Here is a 22,801-nt window from a genome sequence, read left to right on the forward strand (position 1 = left end):
CCCCCCCCCCCCCCCCCCCCCCCCCCCAAAAACTCAAAAATAGCGAGTGCGGAAAGCGGGATTAAGCTCCTTAAAAAATTCCGACACCCTGTCATTTATTTGTTAAAGATATTAATAATAACAAATTATCTGATGTTATATTTTTCAGATTTAAAGCTTAACTTCTTTAATCCCTGCTGAATTTCGGGAGCATTCATGAATAATTTCCACAAAAAGCCGGTTCTGTAATTTTCAATCATCGGCGCAATGGTTCCCTGATCAATGGCAAGGTATCTTGGGGTAAACCAGTTGTCATAATTGATTGAAGTTGCGTCGTAAGGTCCGGCATAGCCAATAAATTGAGGTTTCTGTGTATAGATGAACCTTAAAAAATCCATGGATTCTTTTGGCGTGTACGGAAAGCTGCTTAATGCTGCAGTAGGAGTAATTACACCTTTGTCATTTTTTGGGAAATGTGCGTCATATCCTGTTGTTCCGTCACTGTTTCGGGAGTAGCTTGCGGTAAGTCCCCAATAATTTGGCCCGTATCCTTTCCAGTTTTTAGGGTTTTCAACACAATACTTGTAATCAATAAGAACTTGATTTCTGTTCAGATCGAAATAATTTTTGATTAATTTATCTGAAAGATTCGTAGGATCTAACCCGATATAGGAGTAATGTGCCCAAAATAAGGGGCCACCGTATTCTTCGGCGCCATTGTGCTTTACGTATAAAGGAAGTCCGTATTTTGTGTTGTCTGAAAGATAGGTTCCGTTTCTCGTCCAACCTTTGTAGTAGGTTTCCGCATCTATGGGATAAGTTGGTGATGATGCTGCTAAAATATAGGTAATCAGGCATTCATTATAGCCTTCGAGCGGAAAATTCATTTGCCAGCCGTAATTGGGTGACCAGTGCCAGTATAATACTTTCTCTCCTCCTTTGGTGTACCAGTTCCACTGAATTCCTTTCCAAAGTTCATCGCATTTTTTGGCAAGCGCTTTTTCTTCGGCATTTCCGTTTTTGAAGTATTCGCGGACCATTAAAATTCCGGAAGTTAAAAATGCCGTTTCTACTAAATCTCCGCCATTGTCTTTTTTCCCAAAGGGAACTGTTTTCCCGGTTTCCCCGTTGATCCAGTGAGACCAGGCTCCTTTATGCCGGTCTGCTTTTGCGAGAAAATCCATCATTACAGTCAAACGTTTCACCGCTTCTTTTCTTGGTACAAAACCTCTTTCAACCCCTACCAGAACGGTAGCCAGTCCAAAGCCTGAACCACCTGTGGTAACAACGTGTTTGTCATTTTCAGGGTAGATATTGTCTTCGTGGTAACGCTCGCGGCCGAGCTTAGAATTGGGTTCTGCGTAGTCCCAAAAGTATTTTAATGCATCTTTCTGCACCCTATCCATTAATTGTTCATCTGTGATATCATTTTTCACGATTTGAGGTTGCGAGGCCTGCTGTTGCGGAGCCTGTGAATTTTTACATGAAACCGTGAATAGAGATAGTAAAGCGATTGATGCTATTATCCTCTTCATAATTTAATTTTTATTTTTTAAAATCCATACTGTGTGGAATGGAAGCCCAGTTTTAAAAGTCCCTGTTTAACATCAGGAGCATTCATAAACAACTGCCATAAGAACTGATTTTTATAGTTTTCCACCATTGGCGCGATGGTTCCCTGGTCTATCGCCAGATATCTCGGTGTCACCCAATTGTAATGAACCGAATATGCATCATAGGGACCTGCAATACCAATATATTTGCTGTAATTTTCATTATATAAAAATCTAAGTACATTCATACTTTCTGTAGGGGTATAAGGCATATCTGAAAGTGCCGCTGTAGGCGAAATAACACCTAAATCATTATTGGGCTGATGTGCAGCGTATCCTGTTGATCCGTCCGTATTTCTTGAATAGCTTGCGGTAAGTCCCCAGCTTTTTGAATTGTACCCCAGCCAACCTTTAGGATTCGTTACACAGTATTGATACATAATCCTAGCATGGTTTGCTGTTGCTTCTCCATAATTCACATATTCGTCGGAGAGTCCTCTAGGATCCAGACCCAAGAAAGAATAATGCGACCAGAACATAGGTCCTACCGTTCCGTTTGCACCATTGTGATTTACAATAACAGGAATTCCATATACCGAGGCAGTACTTTTTATCGTTCCATTTCTGGCCCAACCCTGCTGGTAAACAGGTTTATCAATCGTATAATCAGGTGAAGCAGCAGCCAGCACATAAGTAATTAAAGTTTCGTCGAAACCTTTCAGCTGCATATTCATCTGGAAATTATAATTTGGCGACCAATGCCAATATAGCACATTTTCGCCTTTTGTGTACCAGCTCCATTCAATTCCTTTCCATAGTGCGTCTGCTTTTTGAGACAGTGCTAATTCTGAAGCGTCGGAAGAGTTTTTAAAATATTCTCTTACACAGATTAGCCCCTGTGCCAAAAATGCTGTTTCTACAAGATCTCCTCCGTTATCCATCGTGCTAAACGGAATAACCTGTCCGGTCGTTCCATTCATCCAATGTGGCCAGGCTCCATGGAAGCGGTCGGCATTCTGCAGAAAATTAAGAGATGTTGTGAGTCTTGAAACGGCTTCTGATCTTGGAACGTAACCATTTTTAATTCCGACCAGAATAGTCATCAAACCGAAACCTGATCCTCCTGTAGTCACCACATTGGCGTCCTGAGAAGGATTATCGGTATGGTATCTTTCTCTGGCGAGTTTTGAATTTGTTTCTGCATAATCCCAAAAATATTTTAAAACATCTTTCTGAACCATTTCAGTAAGCTGCTGATCTGTGTAGTTGTTGGGTACCTCCGTGCCACCACCTCCAATTGGTGTTCCGGAACTAGCCGGTGTATCATCTGAAGAACAAGAATTTAATAAAGTTCCGATGAATACTATTGAAGCTATCATTTTTCTCATAGTCCAAATATATAAAAAAAGAGCCTAATTACAGGCTCTTTTAGACTTATCTTCCGTCTTTTTCAAGTTTGTATAATGCAATTACATCAGAGCTTTTCAAAGCCACATTGTATATTCTGAATTCATCCAGCTGTCCGGCATAACTTGTAGCCCAATCCTGCTGTGATCCATTATTCTGTGGGGGTAATGTTTCAAATTGATGTGATCCGAAAACCACCTTCCCATTTGTTCCTCCCATTTGGAAGTTACCGTATCCAGGAGCATTGGCAGGATTGCTTGCGCCGCCAGGATCTGAAGCAAACCAAGTTGCAGCTCCCCCAAGTTCACCACCGGCCGGGGAATAAGCAAATCCATCAAGATTTTTAGCTGCTTCACCGTCTTGATATACATAACATTTACTTGTGGTAGCATCATAAGCAAAAACTACATGAACCCATTTTCCTTTATATCCATCAAGGTTAGCTATAACACCCTGCCCTTTCCAGGAAACTCCTGTCCTGCTATTTTCAACACCCAGTTTAAGTCTGATCCTATTTGGTTTGGAAGCATCCGGGTTTTCTATAAATAGATTAATACCTCCCCAAAATTCGGTAGGACGAACTATTGTAAAAATACCTTGAGCACCTTTCCCCTGTCCCGGAGTTGCTGGATCTACTGTCCCATCGCTTTTCATCCAAAAGGCAATGGTAAAACTATTCAGACCTGTAATTGCAGTTGTAGCATTAGCAACAGAATACTTCATTTCTGAGGAAGAGCCATTGTATGCCATTCCTTTCACACCTGATGTGTATGCAACACTTTGAGGCATTTGCCCTGTAATATTATTTACTTTATCATTTAAGTTATTTTCAAAACTTAATTTTGCAACAAGATTAACGGATGCTACTTCATCTGAATTTTGAAATCCTCCGATAGAAGAATATGGTATTGGCGGATTGTCTTTATCGATGCTATCTTCGCAGCTAATAGCAATTATACTAAACAAAAACGCTGCGCCTATATATTTAATTAAATTAATATTTTTCATCTGTTATACTGTTAAGAATTAATAACCTGGATTTTGTGTAGCCAATCCTTTTGCTTCAAGAATAAACTTATTAGGAATAGGGAAAACTTCATGTACTCCAACTTTGAAAGTTTTTCCATTTGCAGCCATAGCAGCTTGTGCCTGCCCTGTTCTCACTAAATCAAACCAACGATCATGCTCAAAAGCTAATTCCAATCTTCGTTCTTTGTAAATTGCCGTTCTCATATTTGCTTGTGTAGTTGCTGTTGAGTTAGCAAGACCCGCTCTGTTACGAACCTGATTCAAATATGTCGCAGCATTAGAAGTCTGTCCTAATTCATTAAGAGCTTCAGCTTTCATTAATAAAACTTCTGAATATCTTAGATAGCGAATATTTGCATCTGAATCATCATCTCCTGTAAATGCAGAAGAATACGCTTTGTAATTGTAGTATGGATTTTCTACTGTTGCAGGTACTATTCTTCCATCGTATAAAGTTGAATTTCTAAAAATAATAGTAGCATCTCTTCTTTCTGTATCGCCTTCTGAGTTAAAAGCGTCAACCAAGCTTTGAGAAGGAGTGTTGAATCCCCATCCCCATCCTCCGGCACCACGAGCACCCTGAACCTGGGAATACTGTTGGATCCCTGGCTGGCTAGGACCTCCTTTGCCTTGAATTTCAAAAACTGATTCTGCATTATTTTCACCAGAAACTTTGTAAATATCCTGGAAATTTGGAGTTAAGGAATAGCCTACCACCTGATCACATTGGTCAACTACCTGCTGCCATTTTTTCTGATATAGGTATACTTTTGCAAGTAAAGCATGAGCTGCACCTTTAGAGGCTCGGCCCATATTGCTCCCTGTGTAAGCACTTTTAGAAGGCAATGCAGCAATGGCTGCCTGTAAGTCGCTTTCAATAAAAGCATAAATCTCTGCTTTTGATTTTCTTGTGAAAACCATTGTACGATCTTCTTCTGTATTTTCAAATACTTTATTAACCAAAGGTATATCTCCGTAACTTCTTACTAAAATAAAATATGAAAACGCTCTTAAGAATTTTGCTTCACCCTCAAGTCTACTTCTTAAAGATGCATCTGCTTTATCTAAAAGAGGAAGGTACTTCAATGCCTGATTTGATCTGTTGATCGCCTGATAATGACCTTCCCAAACATCCTGAAAAGAAGGAGATGTTGAGGAAAATGTAAGTGCATCTAAAACGTCTTTATCACTACCAGAATCTCCAGGAGATGATCCTTTATCTGCATCGTCACTTGTAATGCTACTAATTCCTATCCATGCAAAAGTACTGGTATTCCAATCGAGATATTTTGCATAAATGGAGGTAACAAAACTTTCTGCACCATCATTGTTATTGTATTCACTTAATATGTCTTCTAAAGCTATCTGCTCTGTTGGTGCTGTATCTAAATAATCATCACTACAATTCTGATTTAAAAAGGATAGTGATAAAACTGATAAAAATATTATTTTCTTTTTCATAATTGATTCTAAGTATTAAAATTTAACATTTACCCCAAAAACAAATGAACGCAATGAAGGATAAGCATCCAATTCAACTCCTGTGAGTCCGTATGGATTACCATCTGCGTTTAATTCAGGAGAAAATCCTGAGAATTTCTGGAAAATAAAAGGGTTAATAGCACTTACATAAAACCTTAATGAGGAAATATATTCCACAGGTTTACTAAAATTATATCCTAATGTAATATTATTTATTCTGAAAAAGTCTCCAGATTCTAAGTAATAAGTTGAAGCAATCGGAACTGCATTGAATGGCGCAGGATTTGCCGAAGATGTATTAGAGGCTGACCAAAAATCAGAAGCAACATCATACTCAACATTTTCTCCTGAGAATCGCTGTGCCTTTTTACCATTATAAACTTTGTGGCCAAATGCTCCAAACCCGTTAATTGCTAAATCTACATTTTTATAACGTAAATCTATATTGATCCCGAGTGTAGATTTTGGAATATAAGATCCAAAGAATTGTCTATCTTCAGCATCCTGAGAACCTGTTCTGCCATTACCATTAGTATCAACGTAAGTCATATTTCCATTAGCATCAAGTCCGTTAGCTTCCCAAAGATAGAAACTACCTAAAGGCTGTCCCACTGCTTGTTCACCAAAATATTTAGTCCACTGGCCATTGCCTAAGCTACCCCCTAAAATTGGGTTAACACCTGAAACAATTTCATCAAGTCTATTCTTGTTATGTGAATAGTTTGCGTTAAATGAGTATGAAAAATTTTCCCCTGCGGTATCCTGCCATCCCAACATTATTTCAAATCCTTTGTTTGAAACTTTACCCAGGTGAGAATATCCCAGATCTGAAATCCCTGAAGATGAAGGAGGTATTGAAGCTAGTACAATATTTGTTGTTACTTTATTATACAAGTCAAAAGATCCACTTAATTTTCTATTAAATAATGAAAAATCTACACCTCCACTTGTTTCTTCCGTAATTTCCCAGCCAAGGTTTGGATCTAAAAGTTGATTATTGGTTGTTCCGTTTGCATTACTTGCACCTCCAAATGAATAATTATAATTTGCCCCTGAAGCTAAAGTAGGAATATTTAAAGGTACATTTTGATTACCCAATCTACCCCATCCTCCACGTAGTTTTAAAGAACTGATGATAGAAATATCTTTTAAGAAATCCTCTTCAGAAATAATCCAACCCGCACCAAATGATGGGAAATTCCCCCATTTTTGACCTTCTGCAAATTGTGAAGATCCGTCTCTTCTAATAGTAGCAGTTAATAAATACCTGTTCATCAATTTATATTGAGCCCTACCAAAATAAGATACAGTTCTATTTTCATTAAAGTCTATACTGTTAAGATTAACTAAACTTGCATTAGTCACATAGTCAATATTATCTAGATTCCAGTAATTGCTATTTCCAGAGAGGTTCTGACGAACCATTCTTAATCTGTTGGTTCCAGATCTGAAAGTAGTTTCGGTACCTACAGTTGCTTCAATATTATGAATTGATGCAAATGTTTTATTATATGTTAAGTAGTTGGTTAACTGCCAATTGTAATAATCCTCTTTTACATTTGTTAGCTGATTACTATAAGCTGGTGCTGCCTGACCAATTAATCTTACCCCATTGTCAAAAGCATAACTCTTAAAATTATAATATTCACCACTAAATTGTGATGTTAGCTTTAATCCGTCGAATAAATCTACATCAAGCTTCAGCCCTCCCTGCATCTGCATAGATTTTTGTCGTTCATTATTCAATTCTAATTGAGCTAACGGATTTCCGACATTGTTAAACTGAGACACACCTGTTGGAGAAGCAAACCCATCCGATCCTACAATAGAAACACCATACTGACCGTCAGCAAAATAAACTGGTACAATAGGAGATTGTTTATATGCTGTAGTAAAAGCACCTAGTGGTTTGGGTGTAATATTAGCAAATGCAATACTTAAGTTCTGTGATAAAGTAATTCCTTTAGAAATTTTAAATTCATTATTTGTTCTTACTGTTGCACGATTATAGTCAGTTCCTTTTAAAATAGCTTCTTCATCGTAATTATTTAAACTCAAAAAATATTTTGCTTTATCTGAAGATCCTGAGATACTGACATTATGTTGATTGTAAATACCAGTTCTGGTAATGGCATCAAACCAGTCTGTGTTTACCGGTTGATCCTGAGAAAATTTGGTTGTTCCGGAAGCAATATTATTGTATAAGCTAAACAGGTTGCTTCCTGCCATCTTTACTTTTTTCAAAGGATTTCTAATTCCAATGAAGCCGTCATATTCAACAGTTACTCCTCTTCCTCTTCCGCTCTTAGTAGTAATGATGATTACACCATTTGCACCTCTATTACCGTAAATGGCCAACGCAGAAGCATCTTTGAGAACATCATACGTTAAGATGTCATTGGTATTAATATTGTTGATATTGTCTGCAAACAAACCATCAACTACATATAAAGGATTTCTTCCCGCTGTAACAGTACCCAAACCTCTGATAAGAATTGTAGGAGTTGAACCCGGCAAATCAGATGCACTTACCTGAACACCGGCTACTTTTCCCTGGATTGCTTGTGAAGCGTTTAAAACTTTTGTTTTTGATACTTCTTCAGCTTTTAATGAACTTACTGCAGTCGTATTATCGATTGCTTTTCTACTACCATATCCAATCATCACCACTTCCTCAATCTTCTGCTCTTTCGCAACAGTATCATTGGGTGTGGTTTGTGCATTGACATTCATACCGAAGTATAAAACAGCAATGAGACATGAATACTTTAAATCACGTTGTTTCATATAGTTATTTTTTATTCGTACAATCATAATGTGAAAAGATACCCGGATCTTTTCCTGCTTATCATGGAAATATTGCATATTCTCACAAAAAGACATTAGTCAAAATTATAAAAATATCTTGAACAATGTTAATTTTACTTAATGTTTTTATTGTTTAGTTAAATAGTTATTTTTATTTACAATTGATCTAATAATTGTATTTTTAAAAACGTATTCAATTATTAATGAGAAAAATTTTATTATAGATAAATATAAGCATTGTTTTAACAAAATAATTATATTATCACATTTATAAAAACTCATACTATTTATTTAAGATAGGTTTTAACATCTCATTATTCTACATTATAAAATTTGTTAAAACAATATTTGTCGTTAAATTTGGTTCATTATTTGAACGGTGATTTATTTTTAATCAATTACAATGAAAAAATATATTATTGCTGCTGCCATTCTTATAGGTACGGGAGCTGTTATCAATACATCCGTGCAGTCTTGCACCTCTCTGGCAACATCAGATCTTGGTTTATCGGTAATCAAAAGATTTCTTCTGAATGGAATCGATAAAGGTGTCAATATCTACAGCAACAGGGAAGCTTTTCTTCAAAATAATATGGTAGACAAGGCGCTGCCGAAGCAGCTGCGAGAAATCAATGCCATGCTGGAGAAAGTAGCTCCTTCTCTTGTAGCAAAAGAGAGGGAATATATTGCAGATGCAGCCGTTTATACCGTGAATATTTCAAAACCTATTCTCGTGAATGCCGTTAACAGCCTTAATGCACAGGATGTCACAAGAATCATTCAGGGAGAAAAAGGAACTGCCACACTGATTCTGAAAGAAAAAACATCGCAACAGCTCATTGCTGCCATCACGCCAAAGGTTGAAGAGCAGCTGAATCAATATGGAATTACGAGAAGCATTAATACTGCTTTATCAGGAAGCAATCTTCTGAACGGGCTTCTTGGAGGCAGCAAAACTACGGTAAATTCCGGCGGACTGAGCCAGCTGGCTTCTGAACAACTGGTAAACGGTTTGTTCAATATCATTGAAGATTATGAAATTCAGAATTCCAAGTCCCTTTTGGGACCGCTTGGAAAATAGAAGAATTTTCGCTATATTTATATATTATTACAACTGAAGATGGATATTTTACAAGGAAATCAACATGCAAGTCCGGACGATTTTTACAATTCTTTGAAGACTAAATTGGAAGATCACCACGATTTTCCGGATGATTATTTATTCAAATTTATCATTCCTACCAATCAGGCAAAACTTACCGAAATTTACAGGGTTTTTGACGGGATTAAATTTACCCTGGGAAACAGAGAAAGCAAAAACGGAAAGTATACGGCGTGCAATATCAATGCATTTGTTCTGGATGCCAATCAGGTAGTTAAGATCTATAAAGAAGTAGCTAAGATAGAGGGCGTTATTCTTTTATAAGTTTTTTCATTCTCGCCAGGTAAGCATCTTCAACTTTCAGCAATTTTTCAATCTTAAAGCCATTGTTTTCAGCTGCATTTTTCAAGGTATTAAAATCAAGGTACAGCCATTTGATCGGTACTTCGGATTCTCCTTTGTAATGTATGATATAATCCAGCTCGCCATAATATCCTTCCGCCGGAATATATACCCCACCGTCTTCATCACGGTCAAACATATAGAGAATATCCGTACTGTCGATCAGGATCTGCCCGTTTTCATTGAGAAGGGAATGCAGCTTTTTCAGATAAATATCAATTGCCTGAAGGCTCTGGAAAATCCCGGTTCCGTTCATTAATAAAAGGATTGTATCAAAAGTTTCACCGGAGAATTGCAGCATGTTTTCAGCTACTGCTTTTTTTATTCCTCTCAATTTACATACTTCAATGGATTTAGGAGAAATATCAAGAGCGGTTACGTCAAGCTTTTTTTCATTCTGAAGATATAAAGAATGTGATCCGGCACCGGCTCCTATATCAAGTACCTTACCGTGAGACAGCTCCAGTGCTTTCTGCTCAATTTCATTCATTTCTTCAAAATCCCGGAAGAGATACGCAACGGGAAGTTCATCTAATTCGGATATTGAAGTTTCGGTCTGCAGGTCCCGGGGATTTTCCTGATGATAATACTCCCAGATCGCCTTTCCCATAAGGTCTTTCATAGTGCTTATTCTGACTGTAAAGATAGATTTTTTTCATTTATTTTCCGGAAATTTAGTCATTAACATTATCGCCGCAAATTAAATGCCGGGCTTTTATAAGTAAAGTTTAATTGATAACCATGATTTAAAAATATAAGTTAGATGAAAATTTCAACCCCGAATTCTCTAAGCCAGATATAGAACAAATGTAAGCAATCTGCCGAGTGATTACAAAAATTTGTTATTTTAGTGTAACCAAACTACAGCTATGAGAAAAATTGATTTGCTTTTTGCAGAATATAGTGAAAGCCACAGGAATTTTACCAACAAACTGATCCACTGGATTTGTGTGCCGCTGATTTTCTGGAGCATTTTAGGATTTATTTCCCTTATTCCGTCTAAGTCAATCGGCTTTATTTATATTGGTGAAATAAGTTACGTCAGCTTCGCAGCAATAGCTTTAGTGACTCTCTTTTATTTAAGGCTTTCCTTTATCGTAAGCATCATTATGTTTATCCTGATGGTGATTATGGAAAGTTTTGCGTATGGAATCAATATCCGTTTTAAAGAAAACGCATGGATCGTTTACCTTTCGGTCTTTGTAATCACTTGGATTTTCCAGTTTGTAGGCCATAAAATTGAAGGCAAAAAACCATCTTACCTTAAAGATTTACAATTTCTTTTAATCGGGCCAATCTGGCTGTTAAGCTTTATTCTTAAAAAACTGGGAATCAGATATTAGACTTTCAGGTATGGAAGATGGAGCCAGATGATGGAAGTAGGTTTCATAATCTACGCCTTTCCTCTTCTTTCAGCATCATGCTTCAAAGCTGCTTAATCTTCAAGGGCATACACCGCAAAGCTGGCCAGCCAGTGATCGCCGCCATAATTTCCCTGGAAAAGCAGTGGAAGGCCGTTACTCAGAAACAATGCTGCCGTTTTCTGAAATTGCTTTTTTAAAGGATGATTATCCGGAAGAGATTTTGCAATCCCTTTCATGCACCAGGCTTTTGAAAAGGATAAACCAACTAAATGTACCGTCTGATAATCGGACAGATCGCTTACTACAGGGATTTTTTCAATATTTTCCAGACTTCGCTTTTCGTAGAAATTATTTAACCATATCACAAATTGTTTCTGAGGTAAAACTCTTCTCATTAAATCTGCTATTTCAAGGCTTGGAGAAAAGAAATCCGATCCGTCCGGTTCAAGATAAGCCGGTGTTTTTTCGTCCTTTAAATAAAAATATTTAGCTTTTTCGATCAGCTGATTTTCAAATTCCTTGTCTCCGGCCGACCTTGCCCAATCCACCGCGAAAGCCATGGCAAAAGCACTGTTGGGATGAACACCGGTTCTGTTCGGATAAGTCTGCTTGGGTAAATAGGCTTTCCAGGCCGATAAAATTTTATCCGTTAAAGGTTTAAGATTCTGATGCCAGATTTTAGCTTTGGGATGCTTCCATGTGATAAGTTCTTCATCCAATTTCAGGAGCCATGCCCAGCCGTAGGTTCTTTCAAAAGTTGTGGTAAGCTGATATTTGGTAAAATAATCTGCTTCCGCCTGCAGATTTACTTTGCTGAATGATTGATCGAGCGTTTTTTCAATCTCTTTCGCTATGGTAAGGCCCGGCTTTGTCTTTAATAAACGAACCAGCATCCAGTGCCCATGCACCGAACTGTGCCAGTCGAAACAGCCATAAAAGCTGGGGTGCAAAGCTTTCGGACTTAGAGGAACCTCATTTTCATTGTTGATGATGTGCGCGGTTTTATTCGGATATTCCTGAGTGATGCAATGCAAAGGTTTTTCGGATAATTTTATGGCCATCTCATCGGTAAGTTTCGGAACTTCCTGGGCAAACATCAAAACCGGAGAAAAGACAATAGCTAAAAGACTTTTTTTCATTGGTTAAAAATATAAAATTAATTCAATTTTTCATTCATGATCAGGTTAAAAACATAAATCTAAATTATCTTCACTATTTTTTAACATTTATTAAAAAATTATCAAATAAATCCAATTTTAAGCATGATTTCTGATAATATTCCCGAAATTTTATTCATGAAAAAATTACTTATACCTCTGTTTTGTTTATTATTATTTCAATGTAAAAAAATGAAACGCAGTCGCTCAATGCCAGTCTTGCTGATGTATTAGAAGAAGATAAAGTAGCTGCAGTTAGTGAGCCAATTTCAGTATCTGAAAAAATGATGCCCAGTCAAGAAGTCAGCAGGCAAAATCCTTCTTCACAGATTAATACAATTACAAAGAAGATTATCAAAGACGGTGAAATGAAAATTCAGGTAGGTGATATCAAAAAAGCCCAGGAACAGATTAATTCTATTCTCAAAAACAATAAAGCCTACATTCAGAAAGAAGAGTTTCAGAATAATGATACTGAGGAAAATATCGACTTAACAATTAGAGTTCCTCATCAGAATTTTGATGCTTTGGTTAATTCTTTTTCGGATGGTTTTGGTTCGGTTTTAGCTAAAAACATCTCTTCGAATGATGTCACTGAAGAGTATACTGATGTTTCCATCAAACTTGCCAATAAAAAGATCTATCTTGAGAAATACCGCGATATGCTGAAAAGTGCAAAAACAACGAAAGACATTTTGGAAATTCAGGAAAATATCCGTGAACTGGAAGATGAAATCGATGTTTCGGAAGGCAGGCTTCGTTTTATAGACGACCGCGTAAATTACAGTACTTTGAATTTAAATTTATACAAAGAAAAAATCAGAAGTTCAGCAACATCTACAATTGGCTTTGGAAGCAGGTTCGGAGATTCAGTAACTGAAGGCTGGAACAGCTTTGTGGCTTTTCTTTTGGGAATTATTTCGCTTTGGCCGTTCTTTTTGCTGATTCCTGTGGTTGTATTTCTTTGGAGAAAATGGAGAAACAGGAAGAAAAAATAAATCAGATTTTTTTCATTATTTTGCTAAAAAACAAATGAATGAAAATGAAATTTCTTATCTGGTAAGAAAATGTATTTTAATGTATACAACAAACTTGATCCCGGGCTACTTGAAATTGTTTACCAGCGAATATTAATTTATGAGCTTGAAGAAAACGGATTGGATATAAAATCAGAAGTAGAAATACCTGTTATCTATGACGAGAAAAAGTTTGATTTAAATTTCAGAATTGATATTCTGGTGGAAAATAAGGTTATTTTGGAACTAAAATCTGTAAAAAGTATTGAAGAAATTCATTACAAGCAATTGCAGACTTATTTGAAACTTTCAGATAAAAGGCTCGGATTATTGATTAATTTTAATACAACAAATATTTTAGATGGAATTAAAAGAGTAGTCAATAAGTTATAATTTTCTCCCACGCTGATTTCGAAGATCGGGCAGATCTTAATCTAATCAGCGTAATCTGCAAAATCAGCGCGAGATTATAAATCTTCTATTTCACGAGGAAAAATATATTGCCGGGATTTTATGCAGTTTTGGTTTGTGCTTCCGTTGATGAATTCATGTTCCGAATCATTGATATTGGCGACAATGTACAGCTTTGTATTGGAAGACAAAAATTTCTCCCGCTGATCTTGCGGATCAAGCAGATCTTAATTTAATCAGCGTAATCTGCACAATTATTGTGAAATTATAAATCTTCTATTTCCCCAGTACAAACACAGCCGGAATTTTATGGAGTTCCGGTTTTTGCTTCTGCCATTCTTTGATGGTTTTGGTCTTGATGAATTCATGTTCCGGATCGTTGATATTTGCGGCAATACAAAGTTTTGTATTAGGAGATAAAAACTTCGTGAGGTCTTCAAAAAGGGCATTATTCCGGTATGGCGTTTCCATAAAAATCTGCGAATATCCTGTCTTCTGAACCAGACTTTCCAAATGAAGAATCTGTCTTTTCTTTTCACTTTTATCAATCGGAAGATAGCCATTGAAGGTAAATTCCTGCCCATTAAAACCACTCGAAATCAACGCTAAAATAATTGACGAAGGCCCTGAAATCGGGATAACCCGGATGTCCTTTTCATGACACCATTTTACCATAAGATTTCCCGGATCTGCAATACAGGGAAGTCCGGCTTCCGAAAGCAATCCGAAATCCTGTCCTTTCAGCATCAGCTCCTGTGCTTCTTTCATATCTGCGTTCCCGGTATATTTATCCAGCAGAAAAAGTTTTAAATCAGGCTGTTTCTTTTCAGGAGCAAAGAATTTTACGACTTTCCTGGCAGTTTTTTCATTTTCCACGAAAAAATAATCGGTCTGCATGATATATTCTTTTATCACCGGTGAAAAATGGTCGATTGGAGTATTTTCCGAAAGGTAAGCAGGAAGTAGAAAAAGCATTGTTGTATTTTTTAGTTTTTCTTAAAATTTAGAAATCTGTGGTCTTTTAACTGGCCATTATTGGACAAAGGTAAAGCTTTATGCCGGAATTTGTTTTAAAATAGCATCACAACCACGACCCAAAAGCTGAAAAACCTCTTCAAAATCTTTCATATCGCCCCAATACGGATCCGGAACTTCGGCATTCTGATGGTCGCCCAAAACCTCCAGAAACAAGGAAACTTTTTTTCGTTGATCTTCGTCTCCTGCTTTAGAAACTACATCTGCTAATACATCCACATCCATGCAGTAAATTTTATCAAATTTTTCAAAATCTGCGTTTGTAATGGGCCTGGATCTCTGTTGGGAAATGTCAATTCCGTGAAGCGCAGCGGTTTGTACGGCTCTTTTATCAGGATGTTTCCCTTCATGGAGTGAAATGGTTCCTGCTGAATCTATATAAAAATCTTCAGGAGCTTTAGCTTTCATAATTCCCTCTGCGAGCGGACTTCTGCAAATATTTCCGAGGCAGACCATCAGTATTTTCATGGCGGTGTTGTATTAAAATTCAAACAAAATTAAATAAAAAATGAAGAATAAAATTTATTCTCCATTTTCAATATTTACATTAAATTATTTCTTATTGCTTAATTCTTTCGGATAGTTCCTTCACGTATTTTTTTACCTCTTTATCAATCTTGGAAACATCTTTAATTGTTTCACAGGCATACATTACCGTAGAATGGTCTTTTCCTCCCATTTCCTCGCCAATCTTAGTAAAGGTTGCATTCGTAAGCTCTTTCGCGAAGTACATAGCGAGCTGTCTTGGAAGGGCAATTTCTCTTTTTCTGGTTTTGGATAAAAGCTGTTCTCTTTTGATTCCGAAATAATCGCAAACCACTTCCTGAATGTAAGGAATATTGATAATTTTCTTCTGATTGGCTGCAATCTTATTGATGGTATCCTTTAATAGCTCAAGGCTTAAATCTGATTTATAAATGGTAGAATACGCAATCACGGAATTAATCACACCGATAAGTTCTCTTACGTTGGTTTTAGCTTCCGAAGCAAGGAAATCCAGCATGTCATCTGTAAGGACAATACCGTCTCTGCTTAATTTATCAACGATAATCTGTTTACGGGTGTTGTAATCCGGAGATTTGATCTCTGCGGAAAGCCCCCACTTGAAACGGGAAACAATTCTGTCCTGAATATCCATGATATCTGCCGGAGCTTTATCGGAAGTAAGAATAATCTGTTTTCCGTTCTGGTGAAGATAATCGAAGATATGGAAGAAGCTGTCCTGCGTAGCCGATTTACCGGAAAGGAACTGGATATCATCAATAATCAGAACATCCACCATCTGGTAGAAATTGGCAAATTCTGTTTGCTTATGTGCTTTGGCAGCCGAAATAAATTGTTGGATGAATTTTTCTGAAGAAAGATACAAAACCACTTTATCCGGAAACTGGCTTTTAACTTCCAGTCCAACAGCCTGCCCCAGGTGGGTTTTTCCTACCCCGTAACCTCCATATAAAAATAAAGGGTTGAAAGCTGTAGCACCCGGTCTTTTGGCAATCGATCTCGCAACTGTTGCCGCAAATTTATTACTCTCCCCTTCTACGTAATTATCAAAAGAGAAATCCGATTTTAAGTTGGAATCAATATTTACTTTTTTGATTCCCGGTACAACAAAAGGATTAACGATATTTGATGAAAATCCCTGAGGCATCGTTTCCTGAACTTTAGGGGTGGGAACGGTTTTTCCTTTCATATTCATGGTAACGGGCTTTTCTAAGCCGGAAGGCTTATTCTCCATTACCGAGTACCATAATTTCACACCTTTTCCTATGTTTTTCTTCAGGGCAGCAGAAAGCAAGGACAGGTAATTATCCTCAATATATTCCTTGTAAAAATCGCTCGGGACCATTAATGTAAGATTGTTGTCAACCAAAGAAATTGGCTGTACTTTATCAAACAGTAAATCGAAAGATTTTTCAAGTTTTTTAAGATCAGAATTGTCTTCAGCAGCGTTTAGATTATCGCGCATGAACTGAAGGCACTTCTGCCATGTCAACATTAAATTTTCATCCATAATTTATGCCCCGATTAGTTCTTAGTTAGTATTGCTTTTTAGAAGGAAGACAAAGGTCTATATTTTTTATTTCAAAAAAAAATATTGTGCTTATTGATTATTTAAAAATATATTTGTATGTATATAAGAGCAGGAACAATGATACACACAATACACTCATTACGAGTACGTTACGGAGAAACAGACCCTATGAAATACGTTTATTACGGCAATTATGCAGAGTACCTCGAAATGGGAAGGGTAGAACTTTTCCGAAGCATCGGAATGTCTTATAACGAGATTGAGAATCAAGGAATTTGGCTGCCTGTTTCGGAGTATAAAATTAAGTATTTGAGGCCGGCTTTTTATGACGAACAACTGGAAATCCATACGTATGTTAAAAAAATTCCCGGCGTGAGAATTGAATTCGAGTATGAAATTTTTAACGAAGAAAACATTAAAATCACGGAAGCATCTACCACTCTTTTCTTTCTGGATGCTAAAACCAATAAAGTAGTGAAATGCCCGGATTACCTAATGGAACTGATTAAAGAAAACTGGAAAGAAGAAAAATAAAAATAATGAAGATTGCATTTTTGGGCCCGGAGGCCAGCTTTACACAGCTTGCAGCCATTCAGCTTTTCCCTGATGGAGAGCTGATCCCACAACCAAATATTCTCGACTGCTTTGAAGCCTTAGAAAATGGTGAAGCGGAAAAAGCTGTCGTTCCTCTCGAAAACTCTATTGAAGGAACAGTTTCCATGACATTGGATTATCTTTACAAAACAAAAGGAATCAAAATATTGGCTGAAGCCGTGATGCCGATTGCCCATCATCTTATGGTACATCCCGGTTCCGATTCGGCAGCTATTGAAAAAATTTATTCGCATCCTCAGGCATTGGCACAGAGCTTCCACTTTCTGGATACACATTTCAAAGAAGTCCCGAAACAGGATTTCTCTTCTACAGCCGCTGCTGCAAAATATGTTTCAGAAAACCCGGATAGAAATTTAGCAGCAGTTGCCAATCAGTTTGCGGCCAATCTGTACGGACTGAAAATCATTCATCACAATATTCATGATTTTGAACAGAATCACACAAGGTTTGTTATTATTTCCAAATCTTCGGAAAGCTACGAAAACGAAAACCTGAAAGTTTTAGGTGAAAAATCCGGGCTGTTGGTTACGCTTCCTGAAGATCACGCAGGAGGTCTTCATCAGGTATTATCCGTCTTTGCATGGAGGAAAATGAACCTCAGCAAAATAGAGTCGAGGACATTAAAAACCGGACTGGGAAATTATTTCTTTTTCATCAACGTGGTGGGAAAATGGGAATCTGCACTTCATCATAATGCTTTGGAGGAATTACAGGCACTGGACGCAGAAACGTATTTCCTGGGAGATTATAAAGAGTTTGTTTTAGAGGGTTAAAATTTTTAGTTTTATCTAAAAGAATTTATCATTGCAGATCATCTTTTGATTATAAACATTTAATTATATTTGATAACATCAAATCCGGAAATAATGTATATCCTGGTCATCATTTTATTTATCATCATCATTGTTCTTTTCAACAGTCTGAATAAAAGGGTCAGGAATCTTGAAAACGAAATTGCCAAAATCAGGGCAGAACAAAAGGAAAACTTTAAAGACGAAATAAAAGATCTCCCTGAAAAATATTTGCTGCCTCAGGAAGAAGAGATCTCCGAAAGAGAAATAAATCCTTCTGAACGTAAGGATATCGAAGAGGAATTTAAAATAAACCTCAGCCCTGTTTTTGATTTTTTACGACAGAATGCACTGGCCATAGCCGGAATTTTCACGCTGGTCCTCGGAATCGGATATTTTGTGAAATATGCCATTGATAAGAACTGGATCGGCGAAGTTTCAAGAGCGGCCATAGGTTTTGCTGCCGGTGCAGTGATCATCGGTATCGGGCATTTTCTGAGGAAAAATTATGCAGTTTTCGCTTCTATCATTACCGGTGGCGGAATTGCCGCGTTCTATTTTACGACAACCATTGCATTCCGGGAGTATCATTTGTTTTCACAGAATACGGCATTTTCAATTACATGCTTTGTGACTTTGGTTTCCATCTTCCTCTCATATTATTATAAAAGCGAGATACTGATTATTTTTTCGCTGTTCGGAGGATTTCTTGCCCCTTTGATGATCAGCAGCGGGCATGGGAATTATCCGTTTCTTTTTACCTACATTACCGTCATTAATATCGGGATGCTTGTAATTGCCTTTTTGAAACAATGGAAAAGCATAGGATGGATTGCATTCATTTTCACCAGCATTTACCTTTTTTACTGGACGGTTGCAAAGACTGATATCACTGCGGTATATTTTTATGTGCTGAGCTATATTGTTTTTTATGCATTTGCATTGCAGAATTTTTTCACAATGAAGAAGCTTTTACCTTCTGATATTCTGATGCTTGTCCTGGTGAACTTTACCGGAATTATAGGAACGGTGTTTATCTTTAAACAATTACAATACGATCCTGTTATCGTTTTCCCGATCATTTTTGCCTTACTCAATGGGATTCTGCTCTACAGGGAACATTCGGAAAAGAAATTCGGTGCTGCACATTCGGTATTTTCAGGAATTGCGGTAAGCCTTGTTACGGCAGCTTTTGCACTGGAATTCAGCACGCATCTGATTACAACCGTCTGGGCAATTGAAGCTACGCTTCTTCTGTTTATCTGGAAGAAAACCGGTCTCCGCATTTTCAGGATCTTTTTTTATATTCTTTTTCCTCTTGTGATTATTGCACAAATAATGACCTGGGCAGAATATATTGATGCTGAAAATTTTAAGATTATTTTTAATCCTGTGTTTCTTACGAGTTCCGTAACGGTATTTACCACATTTATCAATCTAATTCTTTTAAGAAAAAACCCTGAAAAAACGGTTTCTGAAAACCGTTTTTTTGAAAATCTGTTTGCCGTGGTAAGCTATGCTGTTATCTATACTGCTCTTTTATTGGAAATTATATATCATATTTCGGAAAAGCCGCTGATTATTATTTTCAGTAGCGGAATGCTTTTCAGCTTGTATTATATTTTTACCATTTTGCTTCTCAGAAGAAAACCTGAAATCGGGCGAATTCTTGAAACCGGACTGTTATATACCTTTTTCTTCCTGATTATTCTGAATGTCGTCATGGCCGGTTCCGGATTGATAACTAATATTGTTCTGAATAAAATTGCCATGAATACTTATTTCATGTATGGATTATACCTGATTCCGTTACTTTATACGATAGTAAAAATTCTCCCCGAATCTGATTTCTTTAAGATCCCGTTTTCTTATTGGCTTCTTGCAACAACGCTGGTAACAACAGTAAGCATGGAAGCATTACACCTGTATATCCTGTTGTTTGCCGATAACATTAATGAAACAGAAAAACTTCAGGAATATTTTACCCTTCTTTACCTTCCTATCATTTGGGCGATACTGGCGAGCTTTCTTATTTATAAAGGTTTAAAAACCGATGATCATGAATATGGTAAAGCAGGCTTTGCTTTACTGGCCATCACGATTATTAAGCTTTACTTTTATGATGTCTGGAAAATGGATAATGTATCAAGAATCATCGCATTCATCATTCTCGGAATTATTTTACTGCTGAGTTCTTTTCTGTTTCAGCGACTAAAAAATATAGTAGTAACAATGGTAGAAAAAAAGGATATAAAAGATGAAGACAAACATTAAATAAGCTTAAAAATGAGTTTATTTTTATTGATTCTTTAAATTTTTATAAAATTTTATTTACACCTTCCAAAAAATAACTATATTTATCAAGTTTTTAACAGATACTTATTCCAAAAACATTATGAAAAAATTACTCTACTCCTTTTTATTATTGTCTTCTGCCACGTTATTTGCCCAGAAGAATGCTTCTACAAAATTTGCAGTGGCTGATGATATTGTCGGAACAGTAGATATGTTTACTGCCAATCATAAAAGCTCTATTCAGAGTGCACGTACTTACAAATCGGCGGCAGAGCTTCCGCAAAATTTAAAAAAATACAGCTTTATTGCTGAAAACGGTTTGGTAGAATATAAACTAAAAAGCAACCAGGGCGGAATTGACAGAATTACCCTTTCTGAAATCAATGCTCAATATGGCCTTGCCAAAGATACACCGGTTATTATTGACGGCTATGAATTTAAAAACAGCGATACTAAAGTTTTCGGTGATATTCTGAATAACATGCACGTCATAGACAACAACGGAACAAAAACCGTATCGATAACGACTAAAAATTAATTTTTAAATTAAATTATAAAAAGGATACCTGTTGGGTATCCTTTTTTTTGTTTTTAATTATTATGTCAATATCTATTATTCCATTTCTTTTTCAGCTCGTCGTAGATTTTCTTTTCCGTGGCATTGTTTCCAGGCTGATACAGCGTCACATCACGAATTTCTTCCGGCAGAAAATCCTGGTCTACAAAATTACCTTCATAAGAATGGGCGTATTTATATTCCTTTCCGTAATCCAGGTCTTTCATCAGTTTGGTAGGTGCATTTCTCAGATGCAGGGGAACTGGAAGATTCCCGGTTTTCTTCACCAGCGCCAATGCTTCATTAATCGCCATATACGTTGAATTGCTTTTTGGAGAAACAGCCAGATACACTGCCGTTTCACTTAAAATAATCCTCGCTTCCGGATTTCCGATCACATTTACCGCCTGGAAACAGGTGTTGGCCATGATCAACGCATTCGGATTGGCCAGTCCGATATCTTCTGCTGCCAGAATCAGCATTCTGCGGGCGATGAATTTAATATCTTCACCACCTGCAATCATCCTTGCCAGCCAATATACCGCTCCGTTGGGATCGCTTCCGCGCATCGACTTGATGAATGCCGAAATGATATCATAATGCTGTTCGCCGTTTTTATCATACAACGCCATGGTTTCCTGCAGCACTTCCATAACATCATTGTTTTGAATTTCTTTCTTGCCAGAACCTTTATATTGATTCAGCACCAGTTCTACAGAATTGATCAGTTTTCTTGCATCACCACCGGAATATTGTATGAATGCTTCTTTTTCGGTAATCTTAAAATCGGATCTTTCATCATCATTAAATCTTTGAAGGGCAATATCAATCAGCTCTTCAAGTTTTTCATAGCTCAGGGCTTTGAGAATATAGACCTGGCTTCTGGAAAGCAGTGCTGAAACCACTTCAAAGCTTGGATTTTCCGTGGTGGCACCAATCAAAACAATCCAGCCTTTTTCTACGGCATGCAACAGCGAATCCTGCTGCGACTTGTTGAAACGGTGAATTTCATCAATAAACAAAATCGGGGATTTTCCTGAAAAAAGATTCTGTTTTTTGGCATCTTCTATCACATCGCGTACATCTTTAACCCCGGAAGAAACCGCAGAAAGCTTATAAAATTTTCTTCCCGACTGTTCCGATATAATTTCTGCCAGCGTTGTTTTACCAGTTCCCGGCGGTCCCCAGAAGATTAAAGAATTCAGCGCATTATTCTGCAGCATTTTCCGGATGGTTCCCTTCTCTCCCGTAAGGTGTTCCTGCCCGAGAACATCTTCCAGGGTCTTCGGCCTTAATTTTTCTGCTAATGGAATATTTTGATTCAAGGTATGTATAGTATTTGTTAAAATTAAATATTGTGAATGGTATTAATACGTAAATACAAAGGTAATAAAGTAATACAAATCTTATTCCTGCCACAGTGTAAAAGAAACCCGCCAATGTATTGACGGGTTTCTGAGGTCGATTCTTTATTATAAAGGCGGATTCTGATCTTTTCCTTCTACCGGTGGAGCTTCTTTTCTATTCACAAGCAACACATTGTACTGATCGGTAAGCGCATTCAGCTGGTTGATGACGGTGGCGTATGGTGACGGCGGTGTCTCTACCAGGAGATGAAGCGCATCGATCCGGTCCCGCAATGCATAGTAGGCGGCATTCACCTCTTCCCTTTTCGATTTAATGGTTTCCGGGTTGGCATCTCCGTATTCCTGGGTACGGGAAAGATACGTGGTATTGAACAGGTCATTGGCTGTTTTCATCTCA

The 22,801-nt window shown here is 37.2% G+C and carries 22 protein-coding genes; 10 read left to right on the top strand and 12 right to left on the bottom strand.

What is annotated here, in order from left to right; translation table 11 throughout:
• Window positions 1–180: hypothetical protein (locus SOP96_RS18820; protein ID WP_326322418.1), on the top strand; the 180-nt coding region annotated here is incomplete at its 5' end.
• Here SOP96_RS18820 and SOP96_RS18825 read toward each other — a convergent pair.
• Genes SOP96_RS18825 through SOP96_RS18845 form a run of 5 tightly spaced genes read right to left on the bottom strand, consistent with a single transcriptional unit; the run spans window position 126 to window position 8,237 of the window.
• Entirely contained in the window at window positions 126–1,514 is a 1,389-nt protein-coding gene (locus tag SOP96_RS18825) for a glucoamylase family protein (RefSeq protein ID WP_326322419.1), read from the bottom strand. The genes SOP96_RS18820 and SOP96_RS18825 overlap by 55 nt on opposite strands.
• A 17-nt stretch (window positions 1,515–1,531) precedes the next feature.
• Window positions 1,532–2,920 carry a glucoamylase family protein gene (locus tag SOP96_RS18830; protein WP_326322420.1) on the bottom strand — a complete coding sequence of 463 codons (1,389 nt, stop codon included), beginning with the start codon at window positions 2,918–2,920 and terminating at the stop codon, window positions 1,532–1,534.
• A gap of 46 nt (window positions 2,921–2,966) precedes the next feature.
• Window positions 2,967–3,947: a LamG-like jellyroll fold domain-containing protein gene (locus SOP96_RS18835; protein ID WP_326322421.1), complete on the bottom strand. Its 981-nt coding sequence runs from the start codon at window positions 3,945–3,947 to the stop codon at window positions 2,967–2,969.
• A gap of 18 nt (window positions 3,948–3,965) precedes the next feature.
• Complete coding sequence (locus SOP96_RS18840) at window positions 3,966–5,429, bottom strand: RagB/SusD family nutrient uptake outer membrane protein (protein WP_326322422.1); 1,464 nt, start codon at window positions 5,427–5,429, stop codon at window positions 3,966–3,968.
• Between the two features lie 15 nt (window positions 5,430–5,444).
• Window positions 5,445–8,237: a SusC/RagA family TonB-linked outer membrane protein gene (locus SOP96_RS18845; protein ID WP_326322423.1), complete on the bottom strand. Its 2,793-nt coding sequence runs from the start codon at window positions 8,235–8,237 to the stop codon at window positions 5,445–5,447.
• A gap of 424 nt (window positions 8,238–8,661) precedes the next feature.
• Between SOP96_RS18845 and SOP96_RS18850 the strand changes: the two genes are divergently transcribed.
• Both SOP96_RS18850 and SOP96_RS18855 read left to right on the top strand, forming a co-directional pair.
• Window positions 8,662–9,339: a DUF4197 family protein gene (locus SOP96_RS18850; RefSeq protein WP_326322424.1), complete on the top strand. Its 678-nt coding sequence runs from the start codon at window positions 8,662–8,664 to the stop codon at window positions 9,337–9,339.
• Window positions 9,340–9,378: 39 nt separating this feature from the next.
• Window positions 9,379–9,684, top strand: coding sequence for a DUF493 family protein (locus tag SOP96_RS18855; protein WP_326322425.1), 306 nt, complete (start codon window positions 9,379–9,381; stop codon window positions 9,682–9,684).
• On the opposite strand, the gene SOP96_RS18860 is transcribed toward SOP96_RS18855, so the two are convergent.
• The gene (locus SOP96_RS18860) at window positions 9,671–10,384 is read right to left on the bottom strand and encodes a class I SAM-dependent methyltransferase (protein ID WP_326322426.1); all 714 of its coding nucleotides are present in this window, start codon (window positions 10,382–10,384) and stop codon (window positions 9,671–9,673) included. The genes SOP96_RS18855 and SOP96_RS18860 overlap by 14 nt on opposite strands.
• Window positions 10,385–10,631: 247 nt before the next feature.
• Here SOP96_RS18860 and SOP96_RS18865 point away from each other — a divergent pair, with 247 nt between their 5' ends.
• On the top strand, window positions 10,632–11,105 hold the full coding sequence (locus SOP96_RS18865) for an Mpo1 family 2-hydroxy fatty acid dioxygenase (protein WP_326322427.1): 474 nt from the start codon (window positions 10,632–10,634) through the stop codon (window positions 11,103–11,105).
• Between the two features lie 92 nt (window positions 11,106–11,197).
• On the opposite strand, the gene SOP96_RS18870 is transcribed toward SOP96_RS18865, so the two are convergent.
• Window positions 11,198–12,265 (bottom strand): DUF2891 domain-containing protein, encoded by a 1,068-nt coding sequence (locus SOP96_RS18870; RefSeq protein ID WP_326322428.1) that lies wholly within the window; start codon window positions 12,263–12,265, stop codon window positions 11,198–11,200.
• 302 nt (window positions 12,266–12,567) lie between these two features.
• Here SOP96_RS18870 and SOP96_RS18875 point away from each other — a divergent pair, with 302 nt between their 5' ends.
• Both SOP96_RS18875 and SOP96_RS18880 read left to right on the top strand, forming a co-directional pair.
• The gene (locus tag SOP96_RS18875; RefSeq protein WP_326322429.1) at window positions 12,568–13,281 is read left to right on the top strand and encodes a DUF4349 domain-containing protein; all 714 of its coding nucleotides are present in this window, start codon (window positions 12,568–12,570) and stop codon (window positions 13,279–13,281) included.
• 69 nt (window positions 13,282–13,350) lie between these two features.
• A complete protein-coding gene (locus tag SOP96_RS18880) occupies window positions 13,351–13,692 on the top strand; it encodes a GxxExxY protein (RefSeq protein WP_326322430.1) in 342 nt (113 codons plus the stop codon).
• A 294-nt stretch (window positions 13,693–13,986) separates the two neighbouring features.
• Here the strand turns inward: SOP96_RS18880 and SOP96_RS18885 are convergent, their stop codons facing one another.
• The 3 genes from SOP96_RS18885 to dnaA form a co-directional block, all read right to left on the bottom strand.
• Window positions 13,987–14,685, bottom strand: a complete 699-nt coding sequence (locus SOP96_RS18885; protein ID WP_326322431.1) for an SAM-dependent methyltransferase — start codon at window positions 14,683–14,685, stop codon at window positions 13,987–13,989.
• Window positions 14,686–14,763: 78 nt separating this feature from the next.
• The gene (locus tag SOP96_RS18890; protein WP_326322432.1) at window positions 14,764–15,213 is read right to left on the bottom strand and encodes a low molecular weight protein-tyrosine-phosphatase; all 450 of its coding nucleotides are present in this window, start codon (window positions 15,211–15,213) and stop codon (window positions 14,764–14,766) included.
• A 91-nt stretch (window positions 15,214–15,304) separates the two neighbouring features.
• Window positions 15,305–16,759 (bottom strand): chromosomal replication initiator protein DnaA, encoded by a 1,455-nt coding sequence (gene dnaA / locus SOP96_RS18895; protein ID WP_029294063.1) that lies wholly within the window; start codon window positions 16,757–16,759, stop codon window positions 15,305–15,307.
• Between the two features lie 138 nt (window positions 16,760–16,897).
• On the opposite strand from dnaA, the gene SOP96_RS18900 reads away from it, so the two are divergent.
• The 4 genes from SOP96_RS18900 to SOP96_RS18915 all read left to right on the top strand — a co-directional run bounded on the left by SOP96_RS18900 (window position 16,898) and on the right by SOP96_RS18915 (window position 21,019).
• Window positions 16,898–17,314 (top strand): acyl-CoA thioesterase, encoded by a 417-nt coding sequence (locus tag SOP96_RS18900; protein ID WP_326322438.1) that lies wholly within the window; start codon window positions 16,898–16,900, stop codon window positions 17,312–17,314.
• 5 nt (window positions 17,315–17,319) lie between these two features.
• Entirely contained in the window at window positions 17,320–18,168 is an 849-nt protein-coding gene (gene pheA / locus SOP96_RS18905) for a prephenate dehydratase (protein WP_326322433.1), read from the top strand.
• Between the two features lie 69 nt (window positions 18,169–18,237).
• On the top strand, window positions 18,238–20,460 hold the full coding sequence (locus tag SOP96_RS18910; protein ID WP_326322434.1) for a DUF2339 domain-containing protein: 2,223 nt from the start codon (window positions 18,238–18,240) through the stop codon (window positions 20,458–20,460).
• A 121-nt stretch (window positions 20,461–20,581) separates the two neighbouring features.
• Window positions 20,582–21,019, top strand: coding sequence for a hypothetical protein (locus tag SOP96_RS18915; RefSeq protein ID WP_326322435.1), 438 nt, complete (start codon window positions 20,582–20,584; stop codon window positions 21,017–21,019).
• Between the two features lie 65 nt (window positions 21,020–21,084).
• Here the strand turns inward: SOP96_RS18915 and SOP96_RS18920 are convergent, their stop codons facing one another.
• Window positions 21,085–22,362, bottom strand: coding sequence for a replication-associated recombination protein A (locus SOP96_RS18920; protein WP_326322436.1), 1,278 nt, complete (start codon window positions 22,360–22,362; stop codon window positions 21,085–21,087).
• Window positions 22,363–22,509: 147 nt separating this feature from the next.
• Window positions 22,510–22,801: DUF6261 family protein (locus tag SOP96_RS18925; RefSeq protein WP_326322437.1), on the bottom strand; the 292-nt coding region annotated here is incomplete at its 5' end.

The organism is Chryseobacterium salviniae (assembly GCF_035819015.1).
Classification (GTDB): Bacteria; Bacteroidota; Bacteroidia; order Flavobacteriales; family Weeksellaceae; genus Chryseobacterium; species Chryseobacterium salviniae.

Bases quoted from the DNA above. Each gene is read 5' to 3' on its own strand.
- SOP96_RS18825 (WP_326322419.1), bottom strand. From the start codon at position 1,514: ATGAAGAGGATAATAGCATCAATCGCTTTACTATCTCTATTCACGGTT.
- SOP96_RS18830 (WP_326322420.1), bottom strand. From the start codon at position 2,920: ATGAGAAAAATGATAGCTTCAATAGTATTCATCGGAACTTTATTAAAT.
- SOP96_RS18835 (WP_326322421.1), bottom strand. From the start codon at position 3,947: ATGAAAAATATTAATTTAATTAAATATATAGGCGCAGCGTTTTTGTTT.
- SOP96_RS18840 (WP_326322422.1), bottom strand. From the start codon at position 5,429: ATGAAAAAGAAAATAATATTTTTATCAGTTTTATCACTATCCTTTTTA.
- SOP96_RS18845 (WP_326322423.1), bottom strand. From the start codon at position 8,237: ATGAAACAACGTGATTTAAAGTATTCATGTCTCATTGCTGTTTTATAC.
- SOP96_RS18850 (WP_326322424.1), top strand. From the start codon at position 8,662: ATGAAAAAATATATTATTGCTGCTGCCATTCTTATAGGTACGGGAGCT.
- SOP96_RS18855 (WP_326322425.1), top strand. From the start codon at position 9,379: ATGGATATTTTACAAGGAAATCAACATGCAAGTCCGGACGATTTTTAC.
- SOP96_RS18860 (WP_326322426.1), bottom strand. From the start codon at position 10,384: ATGAAAGACCTTATGGGAAAGGCGATCTGGGAGTATTATCATCAGGAA.
- SOP96_RS18865 (WP_326322427.1), top strand. From the start codon at position 10,632: ATGAGAAAAATTGATTTGCTTTTTGCAGAATATAGTGAAAGCCACAGG.
- SOP96_RS18870 (WP_326322428.1), bottom strand. From the start codon at position 12,265: ATGAAAAAAAGTCTTTTAGCTATTGTCTTTTCTCCGGTTTTGATGTTT.
- SOP96_RS18875 (WP_326322429.1), top strand. From the start codon at position 12,568: ATGATGCCCAGTCAAGAAGTCAGCAGGCAAAATCCTTCTTCACAGATT.
- SOP96_RS18880 (WP_326322430.1), top strand. From the start codon at position 13,351: ATGTATTTTAATGTATACAACAAACTTGATCCCGGGCTACTTGAAATT.
- SOP96_RS18885 (WP_326322431.1), bottom strand. From the start codon at position 14,685: ATGCTTTTTCTACTTCCTGCTTACCTTTCGGAAAATACTCCAATCGAC.
- SOP96_RS18890 (WP_326322432.1), bottom strand. From the start codon at position 15,213: ATGAAAATACTGATGGTCTGCCTCGGAAATATTTGCAGAAGTCCGCTC.
- dnaA (WP_029294063.1), bottom strand. From the start codon at position 16,759: ATGGATGAAAATTTAATGTTGACATGGCAGAAGTGCCTTCAGTTCATG.
- SOP96_RS18900 (WP_326322438.1), top strand. From the start codon at position 16,898: ATGATACACACAATACACTCATTACGAGTACGTTACGGAGAAACAGAC.
- pheA (WP_326322433.1), top strand. From the start codon at position 17,320: ATGAAGATTGCATTTTTGGGCCCGGAGGCCAGCTTTACACAGCTTGCA.
- SOP96_RS18915 (WP_326322435.1), top strand. From the start codon at position 20,582: ATGAAAAAATTACTCTACTCCTTTTTATTATTGTCTTCTGCCACGTTA.